This window comes from Rhizobium sp. 18055 (assembly GCF_902706285.1).
Classification (GTDB): domain Bacteria; phylum Pseudomonadota; class Alphaproteobacteria; order Rhizobiales; family Rhizobiaceae; genus Rhizobium.
The window spans coordinates 30543-56404 of sequence record NZ_CACSKD010000011.1; the positions used below are offsets into that span (position 1 = coordinate 30543).

Here is a 25862-nt window from a genome sequence, read left to right on the forward strand (position 1 = left end):
CACCTCACGCCTTGGCCAGATCGACGGTAACGGGCGACCACTGTTCCTCTATCGAGGAGCGCCGGTAGAACCGGACATACTGCTTCGAGTAGTTGACACGCTCGGCGTCCTCGATCGCGCGCATGGCATCCTTCCAGCGCTGGTCGTCGATCTGCAGGCGCTTCAGCTTCTTGATGGCCGTGGGATCGATCTTGCCAGCCTTGTCGGTATGGAACGCCTCGGTGATCAGCGCTTGGATCTGCTGCGGGCTGTCGGCCGTCAGCTCATTCAGATACTCATCAATCAGCAGCTTTGCGGTCTGCAGCTGCGGACCGAAGTCGATGAAATCGCCAACCGACACCTGCACCTTCAAGAGGCCATCAAACGACTGATAAGAGCGGTTGCCCTTCTGGCCTCCGTGCTTGACACCGTACTCCTGATCGAGGAGCTGATCGAAGCCGTCGAGGTCGGTCATGGTGTTGACGCGGAAGCGGCCGACCTGGGCGGAGATGTCGAGCGCGTAGCCCATGACCTTGCGCACGACTTCGTCCTGGAGCTTGTCGGCCGGCTTGATCAGATCGACCGGCACCAGCTTGCCTTTGGCGTCGGGCATGTAGTTACGGCCGTTCACGACGGTGATGCCGGCTGCGGGCTGTTCTTCGAGTATGACTGCGTCCATGATGGAGATCCTTTAAAGCGGGTTTTTGAGGTTCTTGAAGGCGGCACGAGTGCCGCTCACAGTTGCCAACAGGTGGGTCAGGGCTTTGCCCTCATCGCGGGTGCCAAGGCTGGCTTCATAACGGGTGTAAGCCGCTGCCAAATCGCGATTGGCGCGAAGCAGCGTTTCCGGCAGGTTCCGCCGCACAACCTTCACAGGCTTGGCCGTAAGAACCGCGTTGACCACGTCGGGCCGCAGGGCATCGACGATTTCGGCGAGCGGCAACAGGATGGTGAATGGAACATCCTTCATGCTGCATCGCCCCCATCATTGACGACAAGGCGAAGCACTGGCCGGCGGCGGATCGGGATGACCACGCCGGACGAGCTGCTCGGTACCGGTTCGGGTCGAACGGGCGTGATCGTATTTTCGAGTATGATCATGTCATGCTCGAAATCGATGGCGATCGCGTGCGCCGTGTTGATCTCGGCGGCGAGGCGAGCAACTTCCAGCTCGGTCAGCGCACGACCAGGGCGAACGATCTCGCGGAAGGATTTGCGCAGGCGGATGACGTAATTGGAGGGCTTGAACAGCTCCGCGATCATGACCGGCTCCTTTTCACGAAATCGAACTTGACGACGTTCCCGTCCACCTCGGGCAGCAGCTGCTCAAGGTGGCTGGCGGCTTCCTCGGCGAGGAAGGTCCGGGCATCGCGCCCAGCTTCCATGTCGCGAAGGCAGCGCACCTCGATCTCAAGGTTGGTCGCCATCGCCTGCATCACCTGCAGCGTGCTGACGAGCCGCTGGAGATCAGCCTGTTCGATGCCAATCCCATCGGGCTCTACCAGGTGAACCGCGAAGCCTTCGACAATCATCTGCAGGGTGCTACTGAGCTGGGTATCAACAGTGCTCATGAGAGGTCTCCCATGTCGCGGTTGCGCCAAGCAGCGACCAGGTGATTGAGAGACAGATCCTCGCCATCACCGAGCGATGCCATCAACGCGGCCTTGATAGTCCGGTCGATGTTGCGGAGCGCGCCGGGCTTGGTAGCAATGTTCATGAGGAAGGTGACGCAATCCTTGTCGTTGATCTTCCAGGCGTTGATAAGCAGCGAGGCGTCTGCCGCAGGATCACGCTCACGCTTCAGCCTACGATCGAACCGCGTCGCAACCTGCGCTCGGCTGGCGACCGAGCCCTTGTCTTTCAGGAAGGATACGGCGGTATCCTCGTTGCCGAGAAGAGCAACGCCGCACTTGTTGATATCGACGAAGTGCCGGATCTGGTTGACGGCGTCGGGAACAAGGTTCTGTGCCTCATCGATGACGAGGAGCGTGCCGTCACCCAGGCGCTGCAGCCTGCGACCGATCGCGCGGGCGAGTTTGGTCGGATTATGCTCCTGAATATCCAGCTCCGCCGCCAGCTCGACCAGCATGCCGTGAACGGTCTTGGTATTGGGGCTGATCGTGGCAAGCCATGCATGGGGGCGCGTATCGCAGAAGTGGCGAGCCGCTGTCGTCTTGCCGGAGCCCGATGGAAGGGTCACGGCGGTGAAGCCAGACGTCATCTGCGTGAACATCAGAACATTGTAGATGTCAGCGCCGACGTTGGTTTTCACGAACATTGGCGAAACGGGAATGCTCGCGGCGATGCTCGCGCTTTCCTCAAGAGCTTCCAGCCAGTTGCTGACCTGCTCGTTGATGTTGGCGAGGACGCCTGGATAGTTGCCATTGGACCACTGCGAGAACGTGCCATCCTTGATCCCGGCGCGACGTGCGACTTCGGCCTTATTCCAGGAGTTGGCGGAGGCCGCGTCGATGACGCGGTTGAGAAGCTTGCGCCACTGGGTGACGTCGTCTTGGGAGTGCCGCTGCAGAAATTCCTGAGCGGGCGTCGGAAATGTCCAGCTCGGGATTGTGGATTTTGCTTTCATCATTTACTTGGTTCCTAGATCTGATTGATGGGCGGGCCTCGAAACCCGCCCTATTTTTTTGTTTGGAACCGTACGCACTACTTGTCGGCTCTATGAATGCGCCCGAACGCACTACCTTTTCGGGCGATCCCCTTTCGGGAATTCGATGATGGCGGCATCGCCGCCCGCCAGGCGCGCAAGGCCCCGGCTGAAACTGTCTTCGAAATGCTGATCGTCGATCTCCACTGCGGATGTGGCGCGGTTCGACGCGACCGGTCGGCGGGTGATCAGGCGGGTGACGGTCGGCTTCGCGGCCTCTACAGGCTTGTCTTTTATGCCGCGTCCCATCAACTCGCTGAGCTCCAGGTCGGCAAGACGCCGGTGACTCTTCAGCGCTGTCTCATTGTCCTTATTCTTGGTGGCGCGAGCACGGCTGATGTCGCGGGCAGCAGCGGCACAGTCGAAACCGGTCTTATCGATGCATTCCGCGTCGCAGATCAGTCGCCCCTGGCGATCATAAACCTTTATTCCGGCGTGCAAGTTGGACGGGTCGAACCGCACTCTCAGTTTCTTGCCAATCCACTGGTTCAGGGCGCTATTCCAATAGCGATTGCCTGAGAGGTGGATTGCCCCATCTGGCTTGCGGGCCGTAACATCCTCGGCGGTAAGCATCCAAAGCGAACGCTGCGACGGACTGGCGAAGCTGACGAGGTTCGCAGGATCTGCCAAGCTGTCAGTAAACACCTGGTCGAAGCTCTTCGTGCCCTGGGCGGTTTCGGTCTTGCGACCGACGCGGGCGTTGTGCTCTTCGATGCAGATGGCGACATGCTTCTCAAGCTTCGCAAGTGGCACCGCGCTCTTGCCGTAGTTCTCCGGCTTGTGCTGTGTGCTGCGACCGGTGTAGCAGCCGGCCATGTCAGGATGCTTCGAGATGTTCTCTGCGAGATCTCCCCAGCCACGCTCGATCGGCTTCGACTGGCCGGAGTACGGGTTGACGAAGCGGGCCTCGATGCCGAGCGTCTTTAGAAGGCCGGCGACCTCGTCTTCCGTGATCTTGAAACGATTACGGCGCGTGGCACCGCCTGAGATCTTCTTCGAGGCGAAGGCGCGGCCGTTGTCCATGTAGAGGCGTTCGGGAATCCCGTGAGCCTCGACCATATTGCCGATGATGATACGGACGGCTTCCCATGTCTCGGCCTCGCAAAGCACCCACGACAGGATCTTGCGAGAGAAGATGTCCTGCGTTGCCATCAGGAAGACGCGGCTGGGCTTGTCGCGTCCGGGGAGCTGGACATGAAGATCGAGCTTATGGCCATCGGTGTTGACCATCTGCATCGCGTGGAGGTGAGCAACCGAACGCATCTGCGCCGGGAACAGCCTCTTGGCGTCTTCCTTGCCCTTGCGGGCGAGGATCTGTACGGCGCGAGGAACAAGGATGTCCATGCGGCGGCGCAGGGTCCGTTCGGGCGGGATAGGTGCCCAGCCCTTTTTCTTGGCAACGGCTTCCATACGACGATAGCAGGCGGAGAAGGCCGCGCCTTCCGGCCGCAGGAAGTCAGACGCGAGAACATCCCAGGCGTCCGGATGCACCTCGGTAAGCTGCGGTGCGAGACCTTCGGCGATCGACGACGTGGATGGTGCAAGGGCCGCAAGCCAGTCCTTGCGTGCCTTGCCCTCAACCAACTTGCGCCATTCGTAATAGGTGGCGATGGCGATATCGGCGCGATGGGTGGCGTGCTTGACGGCCAGCTCGGCACTGATGCCGGATGCCCGCATGCTGTCCACCTCGACGATGACATCGAGCCGCTTCTGGCAGACGCCTTTCTGCTCGGTTGTCAGCGCCTCGTATTTCCGCCAGAGCAGCTTCGAGGCGTCGGTGCGCTCGGGTGGCAGCTCGGTGTTGAGGAATGCGAGCTTCTGTCGGGCGACATCAGGCAAGAAGCGATAGTGGTACTCGAAGCCGCCGCCCTGGCCGGCACGTTGACGGGCAAGGCCGGTCGAGCGCGCACCGCACTTCTCGATGAACATATTGATGCCACGCTGTGTGGTCGGCAGTCCTGGCAGCTTGGCGTCTGCCAGCTCGGCGGGTGTGAACCACTCCTTCATGAGCGGTCTCCCTTGCGGCGGATGTTGACCGGCGTTGAGGTGAGCAGCTTCAGCTCGGCCGACAGCACCTTCCGTTCCTGCTGGACGCGGGCGATCTCTGCGAGGCGGGCCTCGTCACCCTCCAGGAGAAGCAGGCCGTCGTCGGAAACGATGTAATCCCAAAGCCAGACCGCACCGGTAGCACGGACGAATGCCTTGAAGCGGACCAGACTAATGTCGTGAGTTACCTTGCTCTCGGCCGTGTAGGCATCAAGCGCCGCTTTCGAGATGGATTCGAGGCGCAGGTATTGGGCCATGCGGGCGGCGATCGTTGGCCGGTCATATTGGCACTCGCGGATGGCGCGGGCCATCTCGCGCTTCAGCTTGGACCGGAAGCGATCGAGGTCAAGCTTCTCGGCCGCTGTCCGGACGGGGAACAGGGCCGTCGAGAAGAGGTCAAATTGTGCGGGATCGCGCTTCATCATGCGGCCTCTAGGAAGGAGAAGTCGGCCAAGCCGCCGATGTGGTCAGCAACACGGCGGAGCGTGTCCGGCTCGGCCTTAGCGAGCAGGGCAGCGACCTTTTTGAAGATTTCCTCCTGCGGATCGACGGCAGCCTTTGGCCCTTTGAGCCACTCTAAAACCGGCTTCAAATTGCCGTTTTCCTTGAGCGCAGCTGCGACCTTCACCTGATCGTCAGATGAAAGCTTGGCGAGCTTCAAGAGTTTCGACTGGTCGTTTTCAGCCTCGGTGCCACGCACCGCCTGGCGGAGGGATGGGTGCAGGTTTTGGCCGATGCTCGAAACACGTTTGTAGCTCGCAACTGAGAAGCCCAGGCGGTCGCAGACTTGCTCGGCCAGCTGCCGCCCGGCGGAGAAAACGGGCTCATCGTGATCCAGTTTTTTCGGGCGTCCACCTTTCGGGTCGATCTTGCCGTTCTTCTCTTCCCAAAGTTCACGGAACTTCATCACGAAGATGGCGCGGTCGAGCGGATTGAGCTCGTTGCGATAGAGGTTTTCCGAGATCTCAAGCAGCTGCGCCTCGGTCTGATCGGCAGCGACTACAATGGCGTCAATCGCGGTCCAGCCGAGCAGCTTGGCGGCGGTCGTGCGATACCCACCGGCGACCAGCGTGAAAGGCGTGACGCCCTTGTTCTTGGCTGGCGTGCGGCGGATCATGATCGGGCTGATCTGGCCGTCCCGCGACATCGAGGCGGCAATCGCCTCGACGTAGTTCATGTCGATCGGGCGGAGCCGATCACCGATGTGGATTTCTGCGATCTCGGCGCGGACGAACTCAGCCATTATGCTGCGTCCTCTTGCATGGACGCTTCCCGCATCGTCGCCATGAACAGGTCCTGGGCGCGCGCCGAGATGCGGCAATAGGCGCGCTCAAAGACGGGGTCATACAGGCGTTCGTCGATGGTGCAGACCGCGCCGTAAATGGTCGTGCGGGCCAATGCGAGGATCTTCACCAGGCGGCGGCGTGGAATGTCGAATTCAACCGTCAGGATGTGAATGGCAAGTTGCCGTGCCAGCTTGGCGTCAAACATGTCGCGCGGCGGGTTGATGATGTGCTGGATGGGCAAGTGGTTAAAATGCGAGCGGCTGGCGCGATAGCAGGCCGAAACCATGGCCTGCGAGCGCTCGTCCTCAGAATATGGATTGAGCATGATTTCTCTCACAGATGAGCGATGAGGGCGGCAACGGCGGCAACAAGACCGCCCAGTGCTACGCTGAACAAAAGCACCAGATCGGCCGTGCAGCAGACGGGGGAGAGGGAAGGAATGAACGGGTTTCTACCGTCAATTTCGACACGCTTTTTCGTCATTGGCGAAGATCCGGAAATACGGGATTGTGTGTGTGTGACGCCCGTCGATCGGGTCTGACAGCCGGGAACGATGTTCCTGCGACGAAGGTCGCGGCAGGCTAGAGCAGCGGTCGATCGGGTGTCACGCATTAGGCAGCTCTTGCCTTGGCGTCCGGGTCAAACTCGGGTGCGAGGACAGTGTTGCGCGACTTCGGATAGCGGTCGGGAAACAGCTGCTCGACAGGGATCTCGAGGAATGTCGAGATGATGGCTTCCGAGTTGCTGTTGGGGCGCGTCCAGATGGTACGGAATCCACCCGGGCTGACGTTGTTCAGTTCGGCTAGGCGGGTTAGTGTCATGCCTCGGCGACGTAACTCGCCGAGGATGGCATGACGGTCCCACTTCGGGGGCTTGGCCATCCGGTAACTCCTTTAAGCGGGTGTTGGCGCATCCGCTTTTTGTTGATCGTTTGTGAGCAATCGCAGCCCGCCAAAGCAGGCTGCATAAGAAGGGATATTCCCAATTAGGAATTCAGTCAATTCCCAATTGGGCATCTAAATGAGAAACATACCTAATATGGAAGATCCGGAGGAGCTGGCCTTCAAGGAGAGGATCCGCGACGTTATCCAGGCGAACGGAAAGGCCCCGCTTTTGGCCAAGAAAACCGGGATTCCGCTCGGAACCCTCAACAAGTACGTCGCAATGCGATCGATCCCGTCAGTCACCAATGCGGCGAAGATCGCCGCTGCCGTGGGAGTAAGCCTCGAATATCTTGCGACGGGCTTGAAGGTGATTTCGCCCGATAACGGGACCGGTTGGGAAGGTGTCGAAGATCGAATGGCGCTTGAAATCCGCCCTGCAGGAACATCGGAACTTTACGAGCGTCTCTTCATTGCGGTGGAGCGGGCTTATAAGGATGCCAAACAAACTGCACCTTCTCACCGCATTGCACGCGCTACCGGCGAGGTAATGGACGCTTTACGTGAGCGCGTTGGCGACATTCGAGACCAGCGGGTCGTCGATGCCGTCATACCCATAGTCCTGGAAGATCTGTCGAACACTCTGTTGGAGGCTCAGGAGAAGCCAGGGTCCGGCAAACGTACGGCCTGATGATCGTCAAGCCGCGCTTGGATCAACCGGAATGGACGCGATAGCCGAGCGCTCCCGGTTTGCGACCAGGTGAGAGACATCGACAATGTGAATTGGAGGGGAACGGCCCTACCCGAGCGTTCCAAAGAGGGAAGATAAGAACTCGATTACTGGTCTACACGCACTACAATCCTCAATGCCATTAACGATTATAATGCTAGGTATCCTTGTATTGTCCCACAAGGCATGGACGTAGCATCAACTGGAAATACTCTGGAAAAGTTGTGGCAAAGTCGGCCGCGAATACTGCGGCTAGGCGTTTCCGTCTTTGCTCTCGGCCTCGGCGCGCTGCAATTCTTTCTCAACCGCATTGCGGATGAACTCTGCGCGTTTCTTCGGACCAACGAGGGCGTCAATGCGCTCCGGCGTGCCTTCCGGCAAACGCACGAGAACAGGTTTCACATTGAGTGTTGGACGCCCCATACGTGGGGGACTATCCGATATCGGAAAGTCCGTCAACTTCGTCTCCAGTCCAGAGTATAAGCGATATCGCTTACGTTTATAACCGATATCGCTTACCCCTACAAATAGAAAACCGGAGCGGTTGAACGTGGAAATACGCTTCCAAGTTCATCGGATGCCGCAGGACGGGCCATCTTGTTGAAAAGTCATGGAAATCCCACCGTTAACCTCAAAGAAGGAACGGGCTTCCATCTTCGAATTGGTTTTCGTCGCCCGTTGCCGATCGATCTCGACCCGCAACGGGCCAACGCCGATTTCTGTCGATCGTTATTTTTCAGTGGTTTGAAGACGCCTCAAAGGCCATTCGACGATTTTTGAGCGTGGCCTTGAAGACGACGCCGCTGCTGGGCCATTTGACCTCGTCGAGGGCGCAGCCGCCGATTTATCGTGTCAAACGTACGCACCGCCACCTGCAGGTCGATCTCTCGTACATCCCTGTAATCTCAACGCTTTTCACCAAATACCGGATTTTATCGGTTAATCCCGGGAGTTCCGGTACTCAGTGTCAGACAACAGCGTGCTGAAGGACGTAGCGCGTGATGCGACCGAGAAGCAGTTCCAGAAAATAGCTGTGCTTGAAGGCGCCGATCAGCAGGCAGGTCGCTTGTTCCTCGCGTGCGAAATCCACGAGCGTCTGGCCGGTCGAGCGCTTGCCTGACGTGATCGAAACGATCTGCGCTTCCAGCCCAAGCCTAGCGAGCATGGCGCCGGCGCTGCCCTGCGCTTTGCCGGTGGCTGAATCGTTGACGCACACCACGGTGATGCGTTCGGCCGCGGCGAGCCAGCGTCTGGCGGCGACAAGTGCGTCTTCGGCATGCCCCGGCGATCTCCAGCCGATCACCACATGTCCCAAGAGATTGCCGCCATATCCTCGCGCTGGCGGCACCAGCACCAGCTTGTGCTGGTTGAAGACAACGCTCCGAAAGGCGTCGCGCGCATCGATGTTGCCGTGCCGGGAAGCAACGACGAGTTCGGTTTCGACGCATTCGGTCGCCACGCAGCGTTGGATGTCGCCACGGCAGTCGTCAAGAAACACCGTGCGGCGGTCCGCGCTGCGCCGCCGCCACGCCACAAATGTCCGGTTCACCTGCTCGAAGCGCTGGCGGGACGAGCCTTCGGCACGGTCCCGCAACTGTATCAGATCGATCTCCTCGGCCGAGAAAATCAGGCTCATCGGCTCCGAGCCGATGTGGGCGGCAGCCATGCAGCCGTGCACAGCCTGGGCGGCGTCCTCGGCAATATCAAGGCAAAGTCGCGCGGTTGCCGGGTCTGGCAGCAGGGCCAAGACGTCGGCGCCGCTGTGCAATCTGCAAAGCGGGCTATAGGCCTCGGCATCCTGTTCAAAGGCCCTCGGCTCTCTGGTGAACATGGCGGCCTGCGCTCCAAAACGCCATCGCGCCGAAATGGACGTCGCCGTGTGACGAAGGTGGTCACGGCATGGCGCGAATGCCGCAATTTTACGCCTGCTGGGCTCCGCCTGCAATCGAATCTATGTTCGCTGACCTGCGAATTCGAGGGCAGGACGAGTCTCGTGGCTATGCGGCGATGATCATGCTATTCCGTCTTTCGCCGCAGAAATATGCACCCCGGTTCTCCGGCGTTCGTCCAAAAGCTATTGCTAATCAATGTGATCGCGTTCTGAACGGCATGCGCCGTTATATTGCGTTGCAAAATGTGATCGAGAGTGCCATTTTGCCGCGGGGGTTAATTCAGAGTGATTTTAGAAGGAGACGTATATGTCCATTTCGCTCAGCAATCTGGATAGATCCACTGCACAGGCCATCCCCTCGGTCAACGTCGCGGCTGTCATCAAGACGGCACGCGAAGCCATCGGCTACAGTGTTGATGACCTTGCGGTGACGTGCGGATTGCTCGTCGTGGAAATCCAGGAAGTCGAGAGCGGTGAAGACACGGATTCCGCCAAGCTCAAGCGTATCGCTGCTGCCTTGCAGCTGCCGCTGGCATCGCTCGGCCTGGAATAATCTTGTCCTGCTGACAGGACCGGCGGTTGCCCAGCCGGTCCTGCCGTCCTCCCCCGGCTTAACGATCTGTTCACCATGATTGCCAAACGGCGATGAACGGTCAGCCAGCTGAGGTAGTTTTACCTCCCCTCATTATATGATGCGTTAGCAACCTGAGGCCGAAGCTCTTGTTCGGCAAGTCGCGCTGACCCGCGCGGCAGAAGGCCTGTAGCAAGGGGACAGCATCATGGAGCGGCGTGCAATTCGCATCGGCGACAGAATGGTCGATAGCGGCGAACTCGCCGAGCGGGGAACTCTGGCAGTGCTGTCTGCTCTGGCCATCATGCTTCCCATTCTCGATGTTGGCCTTTCCGGCACGACCGACGATATCCTGCTGCACGATTTTCGCTTGCTGGGGGCGGCCGCCTATCTGCTGTCGCTGACCTATATGGCTGCGCTCTTCGGTGTCTTTGCGCGCGGAATGCGCGAGCATATGCGCTTCATCGACCTTGCCGGCCTGATCATGGTCATCGTCGCCGTTTCGCGGGCGATCTACATGATCGGATGGCGCATGGCGCCTGCGATTGCAACGACGGGCGAGGGCAGTATGGAACCGGCTCATTTCGCCGAGGTTCATCTCTCCTACGGCAGCCTGCCGCTGCTCCTGCTGCTGCTTGGCAGCATGTGGCACCTGCTCAGATCCTGGCGCAGCTGACAGGCTGGCATCCGGGCCTTGCCGCCGGCCGGCCATGGAACTCAAGCCACCAGCACACGTTTCTTCCCGTGACGGGAGAACAAGCATGTCCAGAAGTCTTCTATACGGTGCGACCAAGGTCGATGAGACCAGCGGCGCCTATGCGGCGATTACAAGCCTCGAGCAGTTCCAATGGAAAAACCGCGTCGTGGTGATCTTCCCCGATAAGGACAATTCCAGAGCGGCCCGCCAGGAAAACCAGTTGATGGCGGACAGGACGGGTCTGGAGGAGCGCGATATCGTCGTGCTGAAACTTGCAGGCCCGGCAATCCGGTCTCTCTTTGGTGCCAGTACGGATCTCGATGCCGAGGCGATCTCCCGTGACCTCGGAGGTCCATCGCCGGGCGAGTTCGCAGCCTTCCTCGTCGGTAAGGACGGCACCGTAAAGCTCAACGTCCGTGAGCCGATCAGCACAGGTGAACTGTTTGCGATCATCGATGCGATGCCGATGCGCGCCGCCGACACCGTTGCGCAGTAGCGTCGTATGAAGCCAACCCAGAGCACAGAAAAGGAGCGGAACATGTCCGTGCCCAACGAACCTATGCCCGGCACACCGCCGATGCCCGGACCGGATTGGGCGCCGCAGCCGCCGATCCACGAGCCGGAGCCCGACGTCCTTCCTGACGAGCTGCCCAATCCCAATCCGGATGAAAACGACGAACCCGCCAAGCACGCCCAGACTGCGTGGGGCACGCGCTAAAGGAACATCTGCCGGTCTGCCGCGACCAGCTCCTGCAGGAAATCGACGACGGTGCGCACGCGAACGAGATCGCGTGCGCTTTCGTGATACGTCGTCCAATAGGCCCGCTCGATCGAGACATCGGGCAATATCCGGATAAGCTCGGGATATTGCCGGGCGATATAGTCGTGCAGGATGCCGATACCGGCGCCGGAGCGCACGGCTTCCGTCTGGCCGATCGCGGTGGAGATTTCGAACGACGCATCCCAGCTGCGCATCACCGAGGAAGAAAAGTTCAGCGATGCGGTGAAGATCAGGTCTTCGACATAGCCGATGCGCGGATGCGCCTTCAGCCCGTCGATATCATCGGGTGTGCCATTGGCCTGCAGATAGTCCCGGGACGCGTAGAGCCCCAGCGTGTAGTCCGTCAGCTTCGAGGAGACCAGGCGACCCTGTTCCGGTCGCTCCAGGGTGATGGCGATATCGGCCTCGCGCTGCGACAGCGAGAAGGAGCGAGGCACCGGCACCAGCTGGATGCGCAGCTCTGGATGCCGCTGGATCAGCCGTCCCAGCCGCGGCGCCAGAAACGACACGCCGAACCCGTCGGGCGCGCCGATCCTCACCGTGCCGGAGATCGAACTGTCGAGATGGCCGAGGCTTGCCTGTGCCCGCAGCATCTCGGTCTCCATCCGCTCGGCGGCATGCAGAAAGATCTCGCCTTCCTGGGTCAACTCGCAGCCATTGGTGCGCCGCACCAGCAGCCGCGTCTTCAGCCGCTCCTCCAGGTTCGTCACCCGGCGACCGAGCGTGGCATGGTTGACGCCAAGCCGTTTCGACGCCGCCAGGATCTGACCGGTTCGCGCCACGGCCAGGAACATACGCACATCATCCCAGTCCAAACCGGCCTCCGACTTTAATTTTTGCACAACGGTTGCTTAAAGCTGTTCATTGATTTGTGCAAATTGAAGTGCGATTGTGCATCATTCAAGAAAACAAGAGGAGGCACATCCATGCGTGAGATTGGTCATTTTATCGGCGGCAGGCACGTCGTCGGTTCGAGCGGTCGTTCGAGCAACGTCTTCAACCCGGCAACGGGCGAGATCCAGGCAACGGTAGCACTTGCCAGCAACGAGGAAATGCGCGCCGCCGTCGAGAACGCCAAGGCAGCGCAGCCGAAGTGGGCTGCCACCAACCCGCAGCGCCGTGCCCGCGTTTTCTTCAAGTTCGTCGAGCTTCTCAACAAGCACATGGATGAGCTGGCCGAACTGCTCTCCAGGGAGCACGGCAAGACCATCGAAGATTCCAAGGGCGATGTCATTCGCGGCCTCGAAGTCTGTGAATTCGTCTGCGGCATTCCGCATCTGCAGAAGGGCGAATTCACCGAGGGTGCCGGCCCTGCGATCGACATGTACTCGATGCGCCAGGCCGTCGGCATCGGCGCCGGCGTCACCCCGTTCAACTTCCCTGCAATGATCCCGATGTGGATGTTTGCGCCGGCCATCGCCTGCGGCAACGCCTTCATCCTGAAGCCGTCCGAGCGCGATCCTTCGGTGCCGATGCGCCTCGCCGAACTGATGATCGAAGCGGGCCTGCCTGCCGGCATCCTCAACGTCGTCAACGGCGACAAGACCGCCGTCGACGCGATCCTTACCGATCCCGATATCAGCGCCGTGTCCTTCGTCGGCTCCACCCCGATCGCCCGTTACGTCTATGGCACCGCCGCGATGAACGGCAAGCGCGCCCAGTGCTTCGGCGGCGCCAAGAACCACATGATCATCATGCCGGATGCCGATCTCGACCAGGCCGTCAACGCCCTGATGGGCGCCGGCTACGGTTCGGCCGGCGAGCGCTGCATGGCGATCTCGGTCGCTGTTCCGGTCGGTGAGGAAACCGCCAACCGCCTGATCGAAAAGCTGACGCCGAAGATCGAGTCGCTGCGCATCGGCCCCTACACCGATGACAAGGCCGACCTCGGCCCCGTCGTCACCAAGGAAGCCAAGGCCCGCATCACCGGCCTGATCGATCGTGGTGTCGAAGAGGGCGCAAGCCTCGTCGTCGACGGTCGCGGCTTCAAGCTGCAGGGCTACGAGGACGGTTATTTCGTCGGCGGCTGCCTGTTCGACAACGTCACGCCTGACATGGACATCTACAAGACCGAAATCTTCGGACCGGTTCTCTCGGTGGTTCGCGCCAAGAGCTATGAGGAAGCGCTCGATCTGCCGATGAAGCACGAATATGGCAATGGCGTTGCGATCTACACCCGCGATGGCGATGCGGCCCGCGATTTCGCATCGCGCATCAACATCGGCATGATCGGCATCAACGTTCCGATCCCGGTTCCGCTGGCTTACCACTCCTTCGGCGGCTGGAAGGCTTCGAGCTTCGGCGACCTCAACCAGCACGGCTCGGATTCGATCAAATTCTGGACAAAGACCAAGACGATCACCGCCCGTTGGCCTTCGGGCATCAAGGACGGTGCCGAATTCGTCATGCCGACAATGAAGTAAGCTGTTGTAAAAATTAGGCTTTGGAACCGGGCTCCGAAAGGGGCCCGTTTTCGTTCATGGCCGTCTTCGGCCAGTCAGGTAAACGTGATTCATTTTTTCATATTTTGGCATTTTGGAATTGTTCAAAACTACCAAAGCCTCTATATAAGCAATTAACGAGAACGATTCTGGAGATCGGCATGCGTTTGACCAAGCAGACCAACTATGCGGTTCGCATGTTGATGTACTGCGCTGCCAATGACGGCAACCTGAGCCGGATCCCGGAGATCGCCAAGGCATACGGCGTTTCCGAGCTTTTCCTGTTCAAGATCCTGCAGCCCCTGAACAAGGCTGGCCTGGTAGAAACCGTGCGCGGTCGCAATGGCGGCGTGCGTCTCGGCAAGCCGGCCGAAAAGATCAGCCTGTTCGATGTTGTGCGCGTCACCGAAGACAGCTTCGCCATGGCCGAATGCTTCGAAGACGATGGTGACGTCGATTGCCCGCTGATCGACAGCTGTGGTCTGAACTCGGCACTTCGCAAGGCGCTGAACGCCTTCTTCGACGTGCTGTCGCAGTATTCGATCGACGACCTCGTCAAGGCGCGTCCGCAGATCAACTTTCTGCTCGGCATCACCGGTGAACAGCATTACCGCAAGCCGGCAGTGGTCGCTCCGGCCGCCTAAAGTAGCAAATTCGATTTATCCACAACCGCAGTCACCCATGGTGTCTGCGGTTGTTTCGTTTTCGGATTCGGCTGTGGAAACGCGTTACGCATAGAAGCATAGGGTTGTCTGTCTGCTGAAATTATAGAAAATTCTCTACGTATTGGCAAATTATCCGAGAATATCTCCAAAAATAGACGATTTTCAGCTAAAATTACTAAAGTTGACCGACTGGAAAATTCTTCAATCGCGGTCGTTGATTTCAGCAAATAAATATCGTTCCATCTGCGCTCGATCCGGAGGCATAATCCGGCATCAGAAAAACTTATAAAAGAACAAACCTGGGAAACGAAATCATGAAAAAGATCTCTGTCCTTCTGGCAGCGACTGTTTTGGCTTCTGCCATGGCGTCGACGGCCTGGTCGAAGACGCTCGTATACTGCTCGGAAGGATCGCCGGAAGGCTTCGATCCTGCCATCTACACCGCAGGCACGACGTTCGACGCCTCTTCGCGTACCGTCTACAGCCGCCTGGTCGAGTTCAAGCATGGCAAGACCGAAGTCGAGCCGGGCCTGGCCGATAGCTGGGCCGTTTCCGACGATGGCCTGACCTACACCTTCAAGCTGCACCCTGGCGTCAAGTTCCAGACCACGGACTTCTTCACGCCGACCCGCGAGCTGAACGCAGACGACGTCGTCTTCTCGTTCGAGCGCCAGCTGAAGGCTGATAGCCCCTGGGCCAAATACGTTGCCGGCGTTTCCTACGAATACGCTGCCGGCATGGGCTTCCCTGACCTGATCAAGTCGGTCGAAAAGGTCGATGATCTCACCGTCAAGTTCACGCTCAACCATCCGGAAGCGCCGTTCCTTGCCGACCTCGCGATGGACTTCGCTTCGGTCGTTTCCAAGGAATATGCCGACAAGCTTCAGGCTGACGGCAAGATGGAACAGATGAACCAGATGCCGCTCGGCACCGGTCCGTTCACCTTCGTTGCCTACCAGCCGGATGCCGTCATCCGCTACAAGGCCAACGAAACCTACTTCAAGGGCAAGGAAAAGATCGACGATCTGGTGTTCGCGATCACGCCTGACGCCTCCGTTCGCACGCAGAAGCTCAAGGCTGGCGAATGCCACATCATGCCTTACCCGAACGCTGCCGACGTCAAGGATCTGAAGGCTGATTCCAGCCTCAAGGTTCTCGAACAGCCGGGCCTGAACGTTTCCTACCTCGCCTACAACACGCTGCAGGCGCCGTTCGACAAGCCTGAAGTGCGCAAGGCGCTGAACATGGCGATCAACAAGCAGGCGATCGTCGATGCGGTCTTCCAGGGCGCTGGCCAGGTTGCCAAGAACCCGATCCCGCCGACGATGTGGTCCTACAACGACGCCGTCAAGGACGATGCCTACAACCCTGACGAAGCCAAGAAGATGCTTGAAGCCGCTGGCGTCAAGGATCTGAGCATGAAGATCTGGGCTATGCCCGTCTCGCGTCCGTACATGCTGAACGCACGTCGCGCTGCCGAGCTGATGCAGGCTGACCTTGCAAAGGTCGGCGTCAAGGTGGACATCGTCACCCACGAATGGGCCGAATATCTGAAGCTCTCCAAGGCGAAGGACCGTGACGGCGCTGCGATCCTCGGCTGGACCGGCGACAATGGCGATCCTGACAACTTCCTCGACACGCTGCTGGGCTGCGAAGCCGTTGGCGGCAACAACCGCGCACAGTGGTGCAATCCTGAATTCGACGCCCTCGTGAAGAAGGCCAAGAAGACGGCAGACGTCGCAGAGCGCACCAAGCTCTACGAAGAAGCACAGGTCGTCTTTAAGAAGGAAGCACCTTGGGCGACGATCGACCATTCGACCGAATTCGTTCCGATGAGCGCCAAGGTGTCCGGCTACGTGCAGGATCCGGTCGGTGTTCACCGCTTCGATGGCGTTGATATCGCCGAATAAGCAAATCTATGCAAAGATGCCCGGCAAGACCGGGCTTGGCCGGCGGTCAGGAGTGATACCTGACCGCCGGACTAATATGGACATATGACATGTTTCGATTTTTCATCGGGCGCCTTGCGGTCCTGATCCCCACCTTCCTCGGTGTTTCCATCATCGCCTTCGCGTTCATCCGCCTGCTGCCCGGAGATCCGGTCATGCTGATGTCGGGCGAGCGCGTCATGGCGCCGGAACGCCACGCCGAAATCATGCACGATCTCGGTCTCGACCGGCCCGTCTACGTCCAGTACCTCGATTACCTCGGTAATCTCGTGCAGGGTGATCTCGGCTCGTCGATCGTCACCAAGCGGCCGGTGCTACAGGAGTTCCGCTCGCTGTTCCCGGCAACGCTGGAACTGTCGATCTGCGCCATGCTGTTCGCCGTCATCCTCGGCATCCCGGCCGGCATCTTCGCCGCCGTCAAGCGGGGGACCTGGTTCGACCAGGGCGTGATGGGTGTGGCCCTGGTCGGCTATTCGATGCCGATCTTCTGGTGGGGCCTGCTGCTCATCGTGCTGTTCTCGAATACGCTGCACTGGACGCCGGTCTCCGGCCGTATCTCGCTGATGTATTTCTTCAAGCCTGTCACCGGCTTCATGCTGATCGACAGCCTGATCTCCGGCCAGGCCGGCGCCTTCAAGTCGGCCTTCCAGTCGCTGATCCTGCCGACCATCGTGCTCGGCACCATCCCGCTCGCCGTCATTGCCCGCCAGACGCGCTCGGCGATGCTGGAGGTTCTCGGCGAAGACTATGTCCGCACCGCGCGCTCCAAGGGCCTTGCGCCTCTGCGCGTCGTCGGCGTCCATGCGCTGCGCAATGCGATGATCCCGGTCATCACCTCGATCGGCCTGCAGGTGGGCGTCTTGCTGGGGGGGGCGATCCTGACGGAAACCATCTTCTCCTGGCCGGGTATCGGCAAGTGGATGGTCGATGCCGTGTTCAAGCGTGACTATACGGTCGTGCAGGGCGGTCTGCTGCTGATCGCCGGCATCATCATGCTGGTCAATCTGCTCGTCGATCTCACCTATGGTCTCATCAACCCACGCATCAGGCACTAGGAGCGGCACATGAGCACGACAAACACCAAGTCTGCCCAGCCCTCCGCCCTGTCGGAGTTCTGGTACTATTTCTCTCGCAACAAGGGCGCGGTCATCGGCCTCGTCGTCTTTCTCTTCGTGCTGCTGATGGCGATCTTTGCACCGATCGTCGCGCCGCACGATCCGATCGTGCCCTATAGCGGCATGCAGCGCCTGCCGCCGGCATGGTCGGAAGGCGGCAACAGCTCGTTCCTGCTCGGCACCGATGCCGTCGGCCGGGATATGCTGTCCCGCCTGATCTACGGCACCCGCTTCTCGCTGTTCATCGGCCTCGTCGTCGCCTCGCTGTCGGCGGTCGCCGGCGTGCTGCTCGGCCTGTTTGCCGGCTATTTCCGCGGCCGCACCGATACCATCATCATGCGCGTCATGGATATCATCCTGGCCTTCCCGTCGCTGCTTCTGGCCCTCGTGCTGGTCGCCGTTCTCGGTCCCGGCCTGCTGAACGCCATGATCGCCATCTCGATCGTCAACCAGCCGCACTTCGTCCGCCTGACGCGTGCAGCCGTCATCAGCGAGCGTGAGAAGGAATATGTCGTCGCCTCCCGCGTCGCCGGCGCCGGCACGCTGCGGCTGATGTTCAAGACCATCCTGCCGAACTGCCTGGCACCGCTGATCGTCCAGGCAACGCTCGCCTTCTCGGCAGCGATCCTCGATGCGGCGGCGCTGGGCTTCCTCGGCATGGGCGCACAGCCGCCGACACCTGAGTGGGGCACGATGCTGGCCGATGCCCGCGAGTTCTTCCAGAGCTCGCCGTCGCTCGTCACTTTCCCGGGTCTCTGCATCCTCATCACCGTTCTCGCCATCAACCTGATGGGCGACGGCCTGCGCGATGCGCTCGATCCCAAACTGAAGAGGTCCTGATATGGCACTTCTCGAAATTGAAAACCTCGTCGTCGAGTTCCAGACCTCGACCGGCACCTTCCGCGCCGTCGATGGCGTGTCGATGAAGGTCGATGCCGGCGAAGTGCTGGCGATCGTCGGCGAATCCGGCTCCGGCAAGTCGGTCTCGATGCTCGCCGCCATGGGCCTCCTGCCCTGGACGGCAAAGGTCACCGCCGACAAGCTGATCTTCGACGGCCGCAACCTGCTCGGCATGTCGCCAAGCGAGCGGCGCAAGATTATCGGCAAGGACATGTCGATGATCTTCCAGGAGCCGATCGCCAGCCTTAACCCGTGCTTCACCGTCGGCTTCCAGATCGAGGAGGTTCTGCGCATCCACCTTGGCATGAACAAGTCGGCCCGCCGCAAGCGCGCCATCGAGCTGTTCGAGGCCGTCGGTATTCCCAACCCCGCCGAGCGCCTCGGCCACTTCCCGCACCAGATGTCGGGTGGCCAGTGCCAGCGTGTGATGATTGCCATCGCCATCGCCTGCAATCCGAAGCTGCTGATCGCTGACGAGCCGACGACGGCACTCGACGTGACGATCCAGAAGCAGATCCTCGATCTCCTGATGCGCCTCCAGGTCGAGCACGGCATGGGCCTGATCATGATCACCCACAATATGGGTGTCGTGGCCGAAACCGCCGATCGCGTCATCGTCCAGTACAAGGGTCGCAAGATGGAGGAGGCCGACGTGCTCTCCCTCTTCGAAGCCCCGAAGAGCGATTACACCCGCGCGCTGCTGTCGGCTCTGCCCGACAATGCCACCGGTGACCGCCTGCCGACCATCGGCGAGATTTTCAATCCGGATAAAACCGTGGGGGGAGCTGCCCAATGACGCCAGTTCTCGAAGGCAAGAATATCGTCCGCAACTACTATCTGCCGGGCGGCCTGTTCAAGAAAGAGAAGACCGTGCACGCCGTCAAGGGCGTCAACTTCAAGGTCGAGCAGGGCAAGACCCTGGCAATCGTCGGCGAAAGCGGCTGTGGCAAGTCCACGCTCGCCCGCATCATCACCATGATCGACCCGGCCAGCGACGGCGAACTGTTCATTGACGGCAAGAAGGTCGATATCGCCGCCGGCGATCTGACGCCCGATATGCGCCGCAAGGTGCAGATTGTCTTCCAGAACCCCTACGGCTCGCTCAACCCGCGCAAGAAGATCGGCGACATCCTGATGGAGCCGCTGATCATCAACACCAACACGCCCGCTGCCGAGCGCCGTGCATTGGCGATGTCGATGCTGAAGAAGGTCGGCCTGCAGGAGGTCCACTTCAACCGCTACCCGCACATGTTCTCCGGCGGCCAGCGCCAGCGCATTGCGATTGCCCGCGCCCTGATGCTCAACCCGCGGCTCCTGGTTCTCGACGAACCGGTCTCCGCGCTCGATCTGTCGGTGCAGGCGCAGGTGCTGAACCTGCTCGCCGACCTGCAGGACGAGCTGAACCTGACCTACGTCTTCATCAGCCACGACCTCTCGGTCGTCCGCTATATGGCCGACGACGTCATGGTCATGTACTACGGCGAAGCTGTTGAGTACGGCACGCGAGATCAGGTTTTCAATGATCCGCAGCACAGCTATACCAAGACATTGTTCGCGGCGACGCCGCGCGCCGATGTCGAGACCATCAGGGCCCGTCTGGCCCGCAAGCATGCGGCCATCGCGTCGTAGGCCTGGGTCTCCGGCTTCGGCGGATCGTGCCGGAGTGAGGAGTGAGAATAGCAATGTCAGGACACAACACGCACCCCCATGCCATCATCGTCATGGGGGTTAGCGGCTGCGGCAAGTCTTCCGTGGGCGTGGCGATCGCGCAGGCGCTCGCCGTCGAATTTGCCGAAGGCGACGCGCTGCATCCGGCCTCCAATGTCGAGAAGATGTCGAAGGGCATTCCGCTCACCGACGAGGACCGCATGCCCTGGCTCGATGTCATCGGCCAGACCATGAAGGCGGCGCTTGATCGCCACGAGGGGATCGTCGTTTCCTGCTCGGCGCTGAAGCGCAGCTACCGCGACCGGCTGCGTGCCGCCGTCGATGGAGACTTGTTTTTCGTCTACCTGCACGGCTCCGACGAACTGCTGACCAGGCGCATGGGCGAGCGCAAAGGCCACTTCATGCCGCTGTCGCTGCTCGAAAACCAGCTGGCGACACTGGAAGTGCCGACGGGCGAGCCCGGCGTGGTGACGGTCGATATCGACATGACGATCGACGAGATCGCGAAGACAGCGCTCCGCGATCTCAAGGGTTTGGGTGTGTCCTGAAGCCGTTCCGTCAGGAACCGCGCGCCAGCGAAACCCGAGATGATTTCCGGCGATCTTCTGTTCGCCGGAAATGACTTATCCGTCGTTGCGCAGCAGGATCTTCTTCTCGAAGAAGAAATACGGCCGCAGCTTCACGCCGATGACGTTGCCGGCAAAAGCGGCCACGGCCCAGAGATAGCCATGCACGCTGCCGGACGCGATGCCGGAGAAGTAGGCGCCGATGTTGCAGCCATAGGCGATGCGTGCACCATAGCCGAGCAGCAAGCCGCCGATCACAGCGGCCAGCACCGAGCGCAGCGGGATATCCCAGCTCGGCGCAAACCGGCCGGCCAGCGACGAAGCCAGCATGGCGCCGGCAATGATGCCGAAATCCATCACCGAGGTGATATCGGCAAACACGCTATCGGCCAGCGCCTTGGCGTTACCCGGCGACTGCCAGTAAGCCCAGGCGGTCGGGTCGAAGCCGATCAGCTGCGCACCCTTGGCACCCCAGAGGGCGAACGCCGAGGTGATGCCCCATGGGCGGCCGGCGATCGATAGCGTTGCGAAGTTGAGCAGCGCCAGCGCCACGGCGCCAAGCACCAGCGGCCAAGGGCCACGCAGCACGCGCGCCAGACCCTGACGCGGAGCCGGTGCTTCCTTTTCCAGCGTCCCATGCCAGCGCTTTTCGACCAGCACGGTGATGCCGGCGATGACAGCGAAGATGGCGAGCGACACGGCAATGCCGCCGGCTGCACCGAACGTCGTCACCAGCGATGTCGGCGGCAGCGACGGCAGGCTGACCCACCAATCGAAGTTCACCGTGCCGAGCACCGAGCCGATCACGAAGAACAGCAGTGTCACCAGCATGCGGGCATTGCCGCCGCCGGCGGTGAACAGCGTGCCGGAAGCGCAACCGCCGCCGAGCTGCATGCCGATGCCGAACATGAAGGCGCCGACGATGACGCCGATACCGGCCGGCGACACCGACCCCTTCACCTCATGGCCGAACAGCGTGCCGCTGGCCAGAAACGGGAAGAACAGCACGACGGCAATGGCAAGCAGGATCATCTGCACGCGCAGGCCGCGCCCGCGCCCATCCATGATGAACACGCGCCAGGCCGAGGTGAAGCCGAAGGCGGCATGATAGAGCGCGATACCGAGCGCGCCGCCAACGAGGAACAGCGCACCCTGCGCCGGTCCATAGAAATAGCCGAGCAGCAGCGTAGCGAGAACCAGCACCAGCAGCGAACCGAGGCCGGGCGTGCCGAGCGATGGCTCGCGTGTATCGAGAGCAGGGGAGGAGGAAGCGATGGACATGGGAGATTTCCTAGTGTTTCCCGCATCTTATAATAAATGTCAGGTCTCTCGTGTAGGAATGAGTTTGCGCAATCCGCCCTGCCTGCGGATTCCCGTTCTCATTGTCTCCTTAATTACGAAACCCGAGAGGGTTCACGGGTTGAAACGCTGCGGCGAATAGGCCGAGATGTCGATCAACGGCTTTTCGCCGGTCATCTGCTCCGCCACCAGCCTGCCGGTCACCGGCCCGAGCGTCAGCCCGTGATGCGCATGGCCGAAGGCGAACCACAGCCCCTCGTGGCGCGGTGCCTTGCCGATCACGGGCATCATGTCCGGCGTGCAGGGGCGGGCGCCCATCCAGGGTTCGGGATCGAGCCGCTCGCCGAGCGGAAAAACGGTGCGGGCGACAGCCTCGGCACGGTCGAGCTGCACCGGCGTCTTCGGCGCATTCATCGCCGCAAACTCCGCCCCCGTCGTCAGCCGGATGCCCTGGTTCATCGGCGCCATCACGTAGCCCTTTTCCGCATCCATCATGGTGTTGTTCAGCACCGCATTGCCCTTGGCCGAATAGTGCATGTGGTAGCCACGCTTGACGCCGAGCGGCAAGGCATAGCCGAGCCGCCGCGTGGCCGTGGCAGCCCAGGGCCCGAGCGCAATCACCGCCTCGTCTGCCTCGGCTGGGCCGTCATCGGTGGCGATCTTCCAGCCGGCGCCGAACCGGCCGAAGGAGTTGGCATCGCCATGGACGAACCGGCCGCCGATGCTCTCGAAATAGCGGCGATAGGCCGCCGTCAGCGCCTGCGGATCGAGAACCGACCACGGATCGCGCCACTTCAGCCCGCCGACGAAACCGAGGTTGAGATCGGGCTCCTGCCGCGCCAGGTCGCTGGCGGTCAGCGGTTCGAAGCCGAGGCCGAATTCCTTCTGCAGCCGCTCTGCTTCGGCAAATTCCGCATCGCGCTTCTCGGCCGTGCGAAATATCTCCATCCAGCCATTCTTGCGGATCAGATGCTCGGCCTGCGACGCCTCGATCAGGTCGTGATGCTCCGAAATCGAGTGCTCGATCAGCGGTGCATAGGCCTTGGAGATCATCGCATGCCGCTTGGCATTGGAGTTCCACCAGTAGCGCGCCAGAAACGACAGCTGCCCCGGCAGGGCCTTCAGATGATAATGCGCATCGATACGATTGTTGAAGGCATAACGGGCGAGCAGCCCCAGTTGCTGCGGAAAGCCATAGGGCACGACGCCCTCGCGCTGGATCAGGCCGGCATTGCCGAAGGATGTGCCGTTGCCGGGCTGATGGCGGTCGATCAGCGTCACCTGCCGCCCGCGTCGTTGCAGATGAATGGCCGTCGATACACCGACGATGCCGGCGCCAAGCACAATTACGTTCTTCGTCATTTTCCCGCGAAACCCAAGCTGATTATGCGGCGAAAATGCTCTTCCAGTGCGCTGCACGCAAACGAAAAATCGCATTCATTTCAAAAACATTGCACCGCTCAGCGCGCGGTTCTCGGCGGAGATGCGAACGGCGAGCATCAGCCCGTTCAACACCGAGAAAACGGCGGCAAAGATCGGCAGGCCCAGCGCCAGCGGCAGCACCGCGATCTCGCAGACCACCACCACATAGTTCGGATGCGTCACGAAGCGGTACGGCCCGCTGCGCACCAGCGGCGCCCCCGGCAGCACGATGATCCGGGTGGTCCACCGTTCCCGAAGCGTCGCCAGAATCCACAGCCGAGCCAGCTGCAGCACGGCGAAGATCGCAACCCACACCGCCTCGACCGGCTGTCCGAACCCCAGCACCCACAGCCCGGCAATCCAGCAGCTGTGCAGCGCCACCATAACAGGATAATGCGCCGCCCCGACCTCGGTTGCGCCCCGCGCCAGCAGCGCACGGGTGTTGCGGCGGGCGATCACAAGCTCGGCCAGTCGCTGCAGCGTGACGAAACCGAGCAGCGCGATCGACGGTTCCATCAGCCGATCCTTTTCAGCGTCACGCAACTGGCGGAGAAACCGGGTCCCATCGCGATCATCGCCGCGCGCGCCGGCAGTCCGTCACGCAACACCCGCTCCAGCACGAACAGGATTGTTGGAGACGACATGTTGCCGTATTCGGCAATCACCGCGCGCTCATGATCGAGCGCCTCCGATGGGATAGACAATGCGCTTTCCAGCGCCGCCAGCACACGGGTACCGCCCGGGTGACAGATGAAGCGGTCGATATCGTTTCGGGAGAGCCCGTTGCGCTTGAGAATGCCATCGACCGCCGGCCCCAGCTCCTTCTCGGCAAACGGTGGCAGCGCCTGATCAAGCACGATGCCAAAGCCGTTGTCGTCGATCTTCCAGCCCATGATCCCGAGCGTATCGGAAAACAGATGCTCACCGGTCGATTCCACCTCGGCGATCCCGCCTTCGCCGGCCCGCAGCACGCAGGCGGCAGCGCCATCGCCGAACAGAGCCGTGGCAATGATGTTCGCCCGCGTCAGCTCATCCAGCCGGAACGCCAGCGTGCAGAGTTCGATCGAAACGAACAGCACCGTGGCGCCGGGCCTTGCCCTGGCAAACCGCGCGGCAATCGCAAGGCCCGACACGCCGGCAGCACAGCCGAGCCCGAACACAGGCACCCGCTCGATGTCGGGGCGTAACCCGAGCATGCCGGCCAGCTGCGCATCGAGGCTCGGTGTCGCGATACCGGTGGAGGAGACCGTGACGATGCAGTCGACATCCGATCCCTTCAGGCCGGCCCGATCGAGCGCCTTCGTCGTTGTCTCCAGAAACAGGCTGCGCGCCACCTCACCATAGGCTTCCATGCGGTCCTGCCAGCCATGCGGCTCGGTGAACCAGGAAAGCGGCCGCGCCGCATGGCGGGTGCGGATGCCGGCATTGTCGAAGACCGGCGCCAGACGTGCGAAGTCCCTCAGGCGCTCTGAAAACAGCCGCGCGGAAGTCTCAACGGCTTCCTTCTGGGTGATGATGTTGTCGGGCGCGGCAACCGCAAGGCTCAGTAACTTCACAGTGTCATTCACGGAATGCTCCTCTTTGCTCCCGACGCCAAGGGACAACACGCGAAGCGCCAATTAATTCAGTCTGCCATTGTCACAACATCGTGATCGAAAAAATCAGCACGCCCACCGAATAAACCTCGCAGCCACGGTGTTCATCCGCCGCAACCCCGTTGTCCCAACTATCCCTGAAGGAGATATCTCATGACATCAGCAACTTTACGGATCGCATCCCTGCTGCTCGGCGGCACCATCGCTGCTTTCGCTCTTTCGACCCCTGTCTTCGCTGCCGGTGGCGACAGCAATGGCGATACGACCACACCGGTCTGCAAGAATGGCCAGGTCTACGACAAGAAGGCGCAGAAATGCGTCAAGCAGTCGAGTGCCAACATCACCGAGGACAACCGCACCGAATACGCCTACTCGCTGGCCAAGGCCGGCCGCTATGACGAGGCGCTGGCCATGCTCGACACGCTGAAGGACCAGAACACGGCTGAGGCGCTGAACTATCGCGGCTATGCCACGCGTAAGCTCGGACGCACCGATGAAGGGATTTCTTATTACCTGAAGTCGGTCGAGCTCGATCCGAAATATGCCAAGGTCCGCGAATATCTCGGCGAAGCCTATGTGGTGAAAGGCCGGATCGATCTGGCCAGGGATCAGCTGAACACCATCAAGACGCTGTGCGGCACCGGCTGCGAGGAATACCAGGATCTCAACGAAGCGATCATCGATCCGTCGAAGATCTGAGTGACCGGCGGGCGCG

General features: G+C 60.8%; 32 protein-coding genes. 14 read left to right on the top strand and 18 right to left on the bottom strand.

What is annotated here, in order from left to right; translation table 11 throughout:
* Window positions 1-4: 4 nt before the first annotated feature.
* From GVL52_RS18595 to GVL52_RS18640, 11 genes are all read right to left on the bottom strand, one after another.
* Window positions 5-658 (bottom strand): DUF3164 family protein, encoded by a 654-nt coding sequence (locus tag GVL52_RS18595; protein ID WP_160009832.1) that lies wholly within the window; start codon window positions 656-658, stop codon window positions 5-7.
* A gap of 12 nt (window positions 659-670) precedes the next feature.
* Window positions 671-949, bottom strand: coding sequence for a hypothetical protein (locus tag GVL52_RS18600; RefSeq protein WP_160009834.1), 279 nt, complete (start codon window positions 947-949; stop codon window positions 671-673).
* Window positions 946-1242 carry a hypothetical protein gene (locus GVL52_RS18605; RefSeq protein WP_160009836.1) on the bottom strand — a complete coding sequence of 99 codons (297 nt, stop codon included), beginning with the start codon at window positions 1240-1242 and terminating at the stop codon, window positions 946-948. The genes GVL52_RS18600 and GVL52_RS18605 overlap by 4 nt, the downstream gene beginning before the upstream one ends.
* Window positions 1239-1550, bottom strand: a complete 312-nt coding sequence (locus tag GVL52_RS18610) for a hypothetical protein (RefSeq protein WP_160009838.1) — start codon at window positions 1548-1550, stop codon at window positions 1239-1241. The genes GVL52_RS18605 and GVL52_RS18610 overlap by 4 nt, the downstream gene beginning before the upstream one ends.
* Window positions 1547-2569 carry an AAA family ATPase gene (locus tag GVL52_RS18615; protein ID WP_160009840.1) on the bottom strand — a complete coding sequence of 341 codons (1023 nt, stop codon included), beginning with the start codon at window positions 2567-2569 and terminating at the stop codon, window positions 1547-1549. Before GVL52_RS18615 ends, GVL52_RS18610 begins: the two co-directional genes overlap by 4 nt.
* A gap of 108 nt (window positions 2570-2677) precedes the next feature.
* Window positions 2678-4651: a transposase domain-containing protein gene (locus tag GVL52_RS18620; protein WP_160009842.1), complete on the bottom strand. Its 1974-nt coding sequence runs from the start codon at window positions 4649-4651 to the stop codon at window positions 2678-2680.
* Window positions 4648-5112 (bottom strand): hypothetical protein, encoded by a 465-nt coding sequence (locus tag GVL52_RS18625; protein ID WP_200847854.1) that lies wholly within the window; start codon window positions 5110-5112, stop codon window positions 4648-4650. The genes GVL52_RS18620 and GVL52_RS18625 overlap by 4 nt, the downstream gene beginning before the upstream one ends.
* Window positions 5112-5933, bottom strand: a complete 822-nt coding sequence (locus GVL52_RS18630; RefSeq protein ID WP_160009846.1) for a ParB N-terminal domain-containing protein — start codon at window positions 5931-5933, stop codon at window positions 5112-5114. Before GVL52_RS18630 ends, GVL52_RS18625 begins: the two co-directional genes overlap by 1 nt.
* On the bottom strand, window positions 5933-6262 hold the full coding sequence (locus tag GVL52_RS18635; RefSeq protein ID WP_244619228.1) for a hypothetical protein: 330 nt from the start codon (window positions 6260-6262) through the stop codon (window positions 5933-5935). Before GVL52_RS18635 ends, GVL52_RS18630 begins: the two co-directional genes overlap by 1 nt.
* 47 nt (window positions 6263-6309) lie before the next feature.
* Window positions 6310-6459 (bottom strand): hypothetical protein, encoded by a 150-nt coding sequence (locus GVL52_RS30435; protein WP_200847855.1) that lies wholly within the window; start codon window positions 6457-6459, stop codon window positions 6310-6312.
* A 128-nt stretch (window positions 6460-6587) separates the two neighbouring features.
* Window positions 6588-6857, bottom strand: a complete 270-nt coding sequence (locus GVL52_RS18640; protein WP_160009850.1) for a helix-turn-helix domain-containing protein — start codon at window positions 6855-6857, stop codon at window positions 6588-6590.
* A gap of 157 nt (window positions 6858-7014) precedes the next feature.
* On the opposite strand from GVL52_RS18640, the gene GVL52_RS18645 reads away from it, so the two are divergent.
* Window positions 7015-7548, top strand: coding sequence for a helix-turn-helix transcriptional regulator (locus tag GVL52_RS18645; RefSeq protein WP_160009852.1), 534 nt, complete (start codon window positions 7015-7017; stop codon window positions 7546-7548).
* Window positions 7549-7839: 291 nt separating this feature from the next.
* On the opposite strand, the gene GVL52_RS18650 is transcribed toward GVL52_RS18645, so the two are convergent.
* Both GVL52_RS18650 and GVL52_RS18655 read right to left on the bottom strand, forming a co-directional pair.
* Window positions 7840-8046 (bottom strand): hypothetical protein, encoded by a 207-nt coding sequence (locus GVL52_RS18650; RefSeq protein WP_160009854.1) that lies wholly within the window; start codon window positions 8044-8046, stop codon window positions 7840-7842.
* A 508-nt stretch (window positions 8047-8554) separates the two neighbouring features.
* Complete coding sequence (locus tag GVL52_RS18655) at window positions 8555-9418, bottom strand: universal stress protein (protein WP_160009856.1); 864 nt, start codon at window positions 9416-9418, stop codon at window positions 8555-8557.
* 367 nt (window positions 9419-9785) lie between these two features.
* On the opposite strand from GVL52_RS18655, the gene GVL52_RS18660 reads away from it, so the two are divergent.
* The 4 genes from GVL52_RS18660 to GVL52_RS18675 all read left to right on the top strand — a co-directional run bounded on the left by GVL52_RS18660 (window position 9786) and on the right by GVL52_RS18675 (window position 11464).
* Window positions 9786-10031, top strand: a complete 246-nt coding sequence (locus GVL52_RS18660; protein WP_160009858.1) for a helix-turn-helix domain-containing protein — start codon at window positions 9786-9788, stop codon at window positions 10029-10031.
* 226 nt (window positions 10032-10257) lie between these two features.
* A complete protein-coding gene (locus GVL52_RS18665) occupies window positions 10258-10725 on the top strand; it encodes a hypothetical protein (protein WP_160009860.1) in 468 nt (155 codons plus the stop codon).
* Between the two features lie 85 nt (window positions 10726-10810).
* Window positions 10811-11242, top strand: coding sequence for a DUF4174 domain-containing protein (locus tag GVL52_RS18670; protein WP_160009862.1), 432 nt, complete (start codon window positions 10811-10813; stop codon window positions 11240-11242).
* A gap of 42 nt (window positions 11243-11284) precedes the next feature.
* Window positions 11285-11464 carry a hypothetical protein gene (locus GVL52_RS18675; RefSeq protein WP_160009864.1) on the top strand — a complete coding sequence of 60 codons (180 nt, stop codon included), beginning with the start codon at window positions 11285-11287 and terminating at the stop codon, window positions 11462-11464.
* Here the strand turns inward: GVL52_RS18675 and GVL52_RS18680 are convergent.
* Complete coding sequence (locus GVL52_RS18680) at window positions 11461-12342, bottom strand: LysR family transcriptional regulator (RefSeq protein ID WP_160009866.1); 882 nt, start codon at window positions 12340-12342, stop codon at window positions 11461-11463. The two genes, GVL52_RS18675 and GVL52_RS18680, sit on opposite strands and share 4 nt — an antisense overlap.
* 111 nt (window positions 12343-12453) lie before the next feature.
* On the opposite strand from GVL52_RS18680, the gene GVL52_RS18685 reads away from it, so the two are divergent.
* From GVL52_RS18685 to GVL52_RS18720, 8 genes are all read left to right on the top strand, one after another.
* Window positions 12454-13950: a CoA-acylating methylmalonate-semialdehyde dehydrogenase gene (locus tag GVL52_RS18685; RefSeq protein WP_160009868.1), complete on the top strand. Its 1497-nt coding sequence runs from the start codon at window positions 12454-12456 to the stop codon at window positions 13948-13950.
* A gap of 179 nt (window positions 13951-14129) precedes the next feature.
* Window positions 14130-14612, top strand: a complete 483-nt coding sequence (gene rirA, locus GVL52_RS18690) for an iron-responsive transcriptional regulator RirA (RefSeq protein ID WP_160009870.1) — start codon at window positions 14130-14132, stop codon at window positions 14610-14612.
* A 335-nt stretch (window positions 14613-14947) separates the two neighbouring features.
* Window positions 14948-16543, top strand: a complete 1596-nt coding sequence (locus GVL52_RS18695) for an ABC transporter substrate-binding protein (RefSeq protein ID WP_160009872.1) — start codon at window positions 14948-14950, stop codon at window positions 16541-16543.
* Between the two features lie 89 nt (window positions 16544-16632).
* Window positions 16633-17637, top strand: coding sequence for an ABC transporter permease subunit (locus GVL52_RS18700; protein WP_160009874.1), 1005 nt, complete (start codon window positions 16633-16635; stop codon window positions 17635-17637).
* Window positions 17638-17646: 9 nt separating this feature from the next.
* On the top strand, window positions 17647-18537 hold the full coding sequence (locus GVL52_RS18705) for an ABC transporter permease subunit (RefSeq protein ID WP_160009876.1): 891 nt from the start codon (window positions 17647-17649) through the stop codon (window positions 18535-18537).
* Window position 18538: 1 nt separating this feature from the next.
* Window positions 18539-19393, top strand: coding sequence for an ABC transporter ATP-binding protein (locus GVL52_RS18710; RefSeq protein ID WP_160009878.1), 855 nt, complete (start codon window positions 18539-18541; stop codon window positions 19391-19393).
* Complete coding sequence (locus tag GVL52_RS18715) at window positions 19390-20226, top strand: dipeptide ABC transporter ATP-binding protein (protein WP_160009880.1); 837 nt, start codon at window positions 19390-19392, stop codon at window positions 20224-20226. The genes GVL52_RS18710 and GVL52_RS18715 overlap by 4 nt, the downstream gene beginning before the upstream one ends.
* A gap of 53 nt (window positions 20227-20279) precedes the next feature.
* On the top strand, window positions 20280-20813 hold the full coding sequence (locus GVL52_RS18720) for a gluconokinase (RefSeq protein WP_160009882.1): 534 nt from the start codon (window positions 20280-20282) through the stop codon (window positions 20811-20813).
* Window positions 20814-20888: 75 nt separating this feature from the next.
* On the opposite strand, the gene GVL52_RS18725 is transcribed toward GVL52_RS18720, so the two are convergent.
* The 4 genes from GVL52_RS18725 to GVL52_RS18740 form a co-directional block, all read right to left on the bottom strand.
* The gene (locus tag GVL52_RS18725; RefSeq protein ID WP_160009884.1) at window positions 20889-22112 is read right to left on the bottom strand and encodes a YeeE/YedE family protein; all 1224 of its coding nucleotides are present in this window, start codon (window positions 22110-22112) and stop codon (window positions 20889-20891) included.
* A gap of 132 nt (window positions 22113-22244) precedes the next feature.
* On the bottom strand, window positions 22245-23492 hold the full coding sequence (locus GVL52_RS18730; RefSeq protein WP_160009886.1) for an FAD-binding oxidoreductase: 1248 nt from the start codon (window positions 23490-23492) through the stop codon (window positions 22245-22247).
* A 75-nt stretch (window positions 23493-23567) separates the two neighbouring features.
* Window positions 23568-24071 carry an isoprenylcysteine carboxyl methyltransferase family protein gene (locus tag GVL52_RS18735; RefSeq protein WP_160010136.1) on the bottom strand — a complete coding sequence of 168 codons (504 nt, stop codon included), beginning with the start codon at window positions 24069-24071 and terminating at the stop codon, window positions 23568-23570.
* Entirely contained in the window at window positions 24068-25120 is a 1053-nt protein-coding gene (locus GVL52_RS18740; RefSeq protein WP_160009888.1) for a type III polyketide synthase, read from the bottom strand. Before GVL52_RS18740 ends, GVL52_RS18735 begins: the two co-directional genes overlap by 4 nt.
* Window positions 25121-25300: 180 nt before the next feature.
* Here GVL52_RS18740 and GVL52_RS18745 point away from each other — a divergent pair, with 180 nt between their 5' ends.
* A complete protein-coding gene (locus GVL52_RS18745) occupies window positions 25301-25846 on the top strand; it encodes a tetratricopeptide repeat protein (RefSeq protein WP_160009890.1) in 546 nt (181 codons plus the stop codon).
* Window positions 25847-25862 lie beyond the last annotated feature (16 nt).

Coding starts and splice junctions, on each gene's coding strand:
- GVL52_RS18595 (WP_160009832.1), bottom strand. CDS start 658: ATGGACGCAGTCATACTCGAAGAACAGCCCGCAGCCGGCATCACCGTC.
- GVL52_RS18600 (WP_160009834.1), bottom strand. CDS start 949: ATGAAGGATGTTCCATTCACCATCCTGTTGCCGCTCGCCGAAATCGTC.
- GVL52_RS18605 (WP_160009836.1), bottom strand. CDS start 1,242: ATGATCGCGGAGCTGTTCAAGCCCTCCAATTACGTCATCCGCCTGCGC.
- GVL52_RS18610 (WP_160009838.1), bottom strand. CDS start 1,550: ATGAGCACTGTTGATACCCAGCTCAGTAGCACCCTGCAGATGATTGTC.
- GVL52_RS18615 (WP_160009840.1), bottom strand. CDS start 2,569: ATGATGAAAGCAAAATCCACAATCCCGAGCTGGACATTTCCGACGCCC.
- GVL52_RS18620 (WP_160009842.1), bottom strand. CDS start 4,651: ATGAAGGAGTGGTTCACACCCGCCGAGCTGGCAGACGCCAAGCTGCCA.
- GVL52_RS18625 (WP_200847854.1), bottom strand. CDS start 5,112: ATGAAGCGCGATCCCGCACAATTTGACCTCTTCTCGACGGCCCTGTTC.
- GVL52_RS18630 (WP_160009846.1), bottom strand. CDS start 5,933: ATGGCTGAGTTCGTCCGCGCCGAGATCGCAGAAATCCACATCGGTGAT.
- GVL52_RS18635 (WP_244619228.1), bottom strand. CDS start 6,262: ATGGTTTCGGCCTGCTATCGCGCCAGCCGCTCGCATTTTAACCACTTG.
- GVL52_RS30435 (WP_200847855.1), bottom strand. CDS start 6,459: ATGACGAAAAAGCGTGTCGAAATTGACGGTAGAAACCCGTTCATTCCT.
- GVL52_RS18640 (WP_160009850.1), bottom strand. CDS start 6,857: ATGGCCAAGCCCCCGAAGTGGGACCGTCATGCCATCCTCGGCGAGTTA.
- GVL52_RS18645 (WP_160009852.1), top strand. CDS start 7,015: ATGGAAGATCCGGAGGAGCTGGCCTTCAAGGAGAGGATCCGCGACGTT.
- GVL52_RS18655 (WP_160009856.1), bottom strand. CDS start 9,418: ATGTTCACCAGAGAGCCGAGGGCCTTTGAACAGGATGCCGAGGCCTAT.
- GVL52_RS18660 (WP_160009858.1), top strand. CDS start 9,786: ATGTCCATTTCGCTCAGCAATCTGGATAGATCCACTGCACAGGCCATC.
- GVL52_RS18665 (WP_160009860.1), top strand. CDS start 10,258: ATGGAGCGGCGTGCAATTCGCATCGGCGACAGAATGGTCGATAGCGGC.
- GVL52_RS18670 (WP_160009862.1), top strand. CDS start 10,811: ATGTCCAGAAGTCTTCTATACGGTGCGACCAAGGTCGATGAGACCAGC.
- GVL52_RS18675 (WP_160009864.1), top strand. CDS start 11,285: ATGTCCGTGCCCAACGAACCTATGCCCGGCACACCGCCGATGCCCGGA.
- GVL52_RS18685 (WP_160009868.1), top strand. CDS start 12,454: ATGCGTGAGATTGGTCATTTTATCGGCGGCAGGCACGTCGTCGGTTCG.
- rirA (WP_160009870.1), top strand. CDS start 14,130: ATGCGTTTGACCAAGCAGACCAACTATGCGGTTCGCATGTTGATGTAC.
- GVL52_RS18695 (WP_160009872.1), top strand. CDS start 14,948: ATGAAAAAGATCTCTGTCCTTCTGGCAGCGACTGTTTTGGCTTCTGCC.
- GVL52_RS18700 (WP_160009874.1), top strand. CDS start 16,633: ATGTTTCGATTTTTCATCGGGCGCCTTGCGGTCCTGATCCCCACCTTC.
- GVL52_RS18705 (WP_160009876.1), top strand. CDS start 17,647: ATGAGCACGACAAACACCAAGTCTGCCCAGCCCTCCGCCCTGTCGGAG.
- GVL52_RS18710 (WP_160009878.1), top strand. CDS start 18,539: ATGGCACTTCTCGAAATTGAAAACCTCGTCGTCGAGTTCCAGACCTCG.
- GVL52_RS18715 (WP_160009880.1), top strand. CDS start 19,390: ATGACGCCAGTTCTCGAAGGCAAGAATATCGTCCGCAACTACTATCTG.
- GVL52_RS18720 (WP_160009882.1), top strand. CDS start 20,280: ATGTCAGGACACAACACGCACCCCCATGCCATCATCGTCATGGGGGTT.
- GVL52_RS18725 (WP_160009884.1), bottom strand. CDS start 22,112: ATGTCCATCGCTTCCTCCTCCCCTGCTCTCGATACACGCGAGCCATCG.
- GVL52_RS18730 (WP_160009886.1), bottom strand. CDS start 23,492: ATGACGAAGAACGTAATTGTGCTTGGCGCCGGCATCGTCGGTGTATCG.
- GVL52_RS18745 (WP_160009890.1), top strand. CDS start 25,301: ATGACATCAGCAACTTTACGGATCGCATCCCTGCTGCTCGGCGGCACC.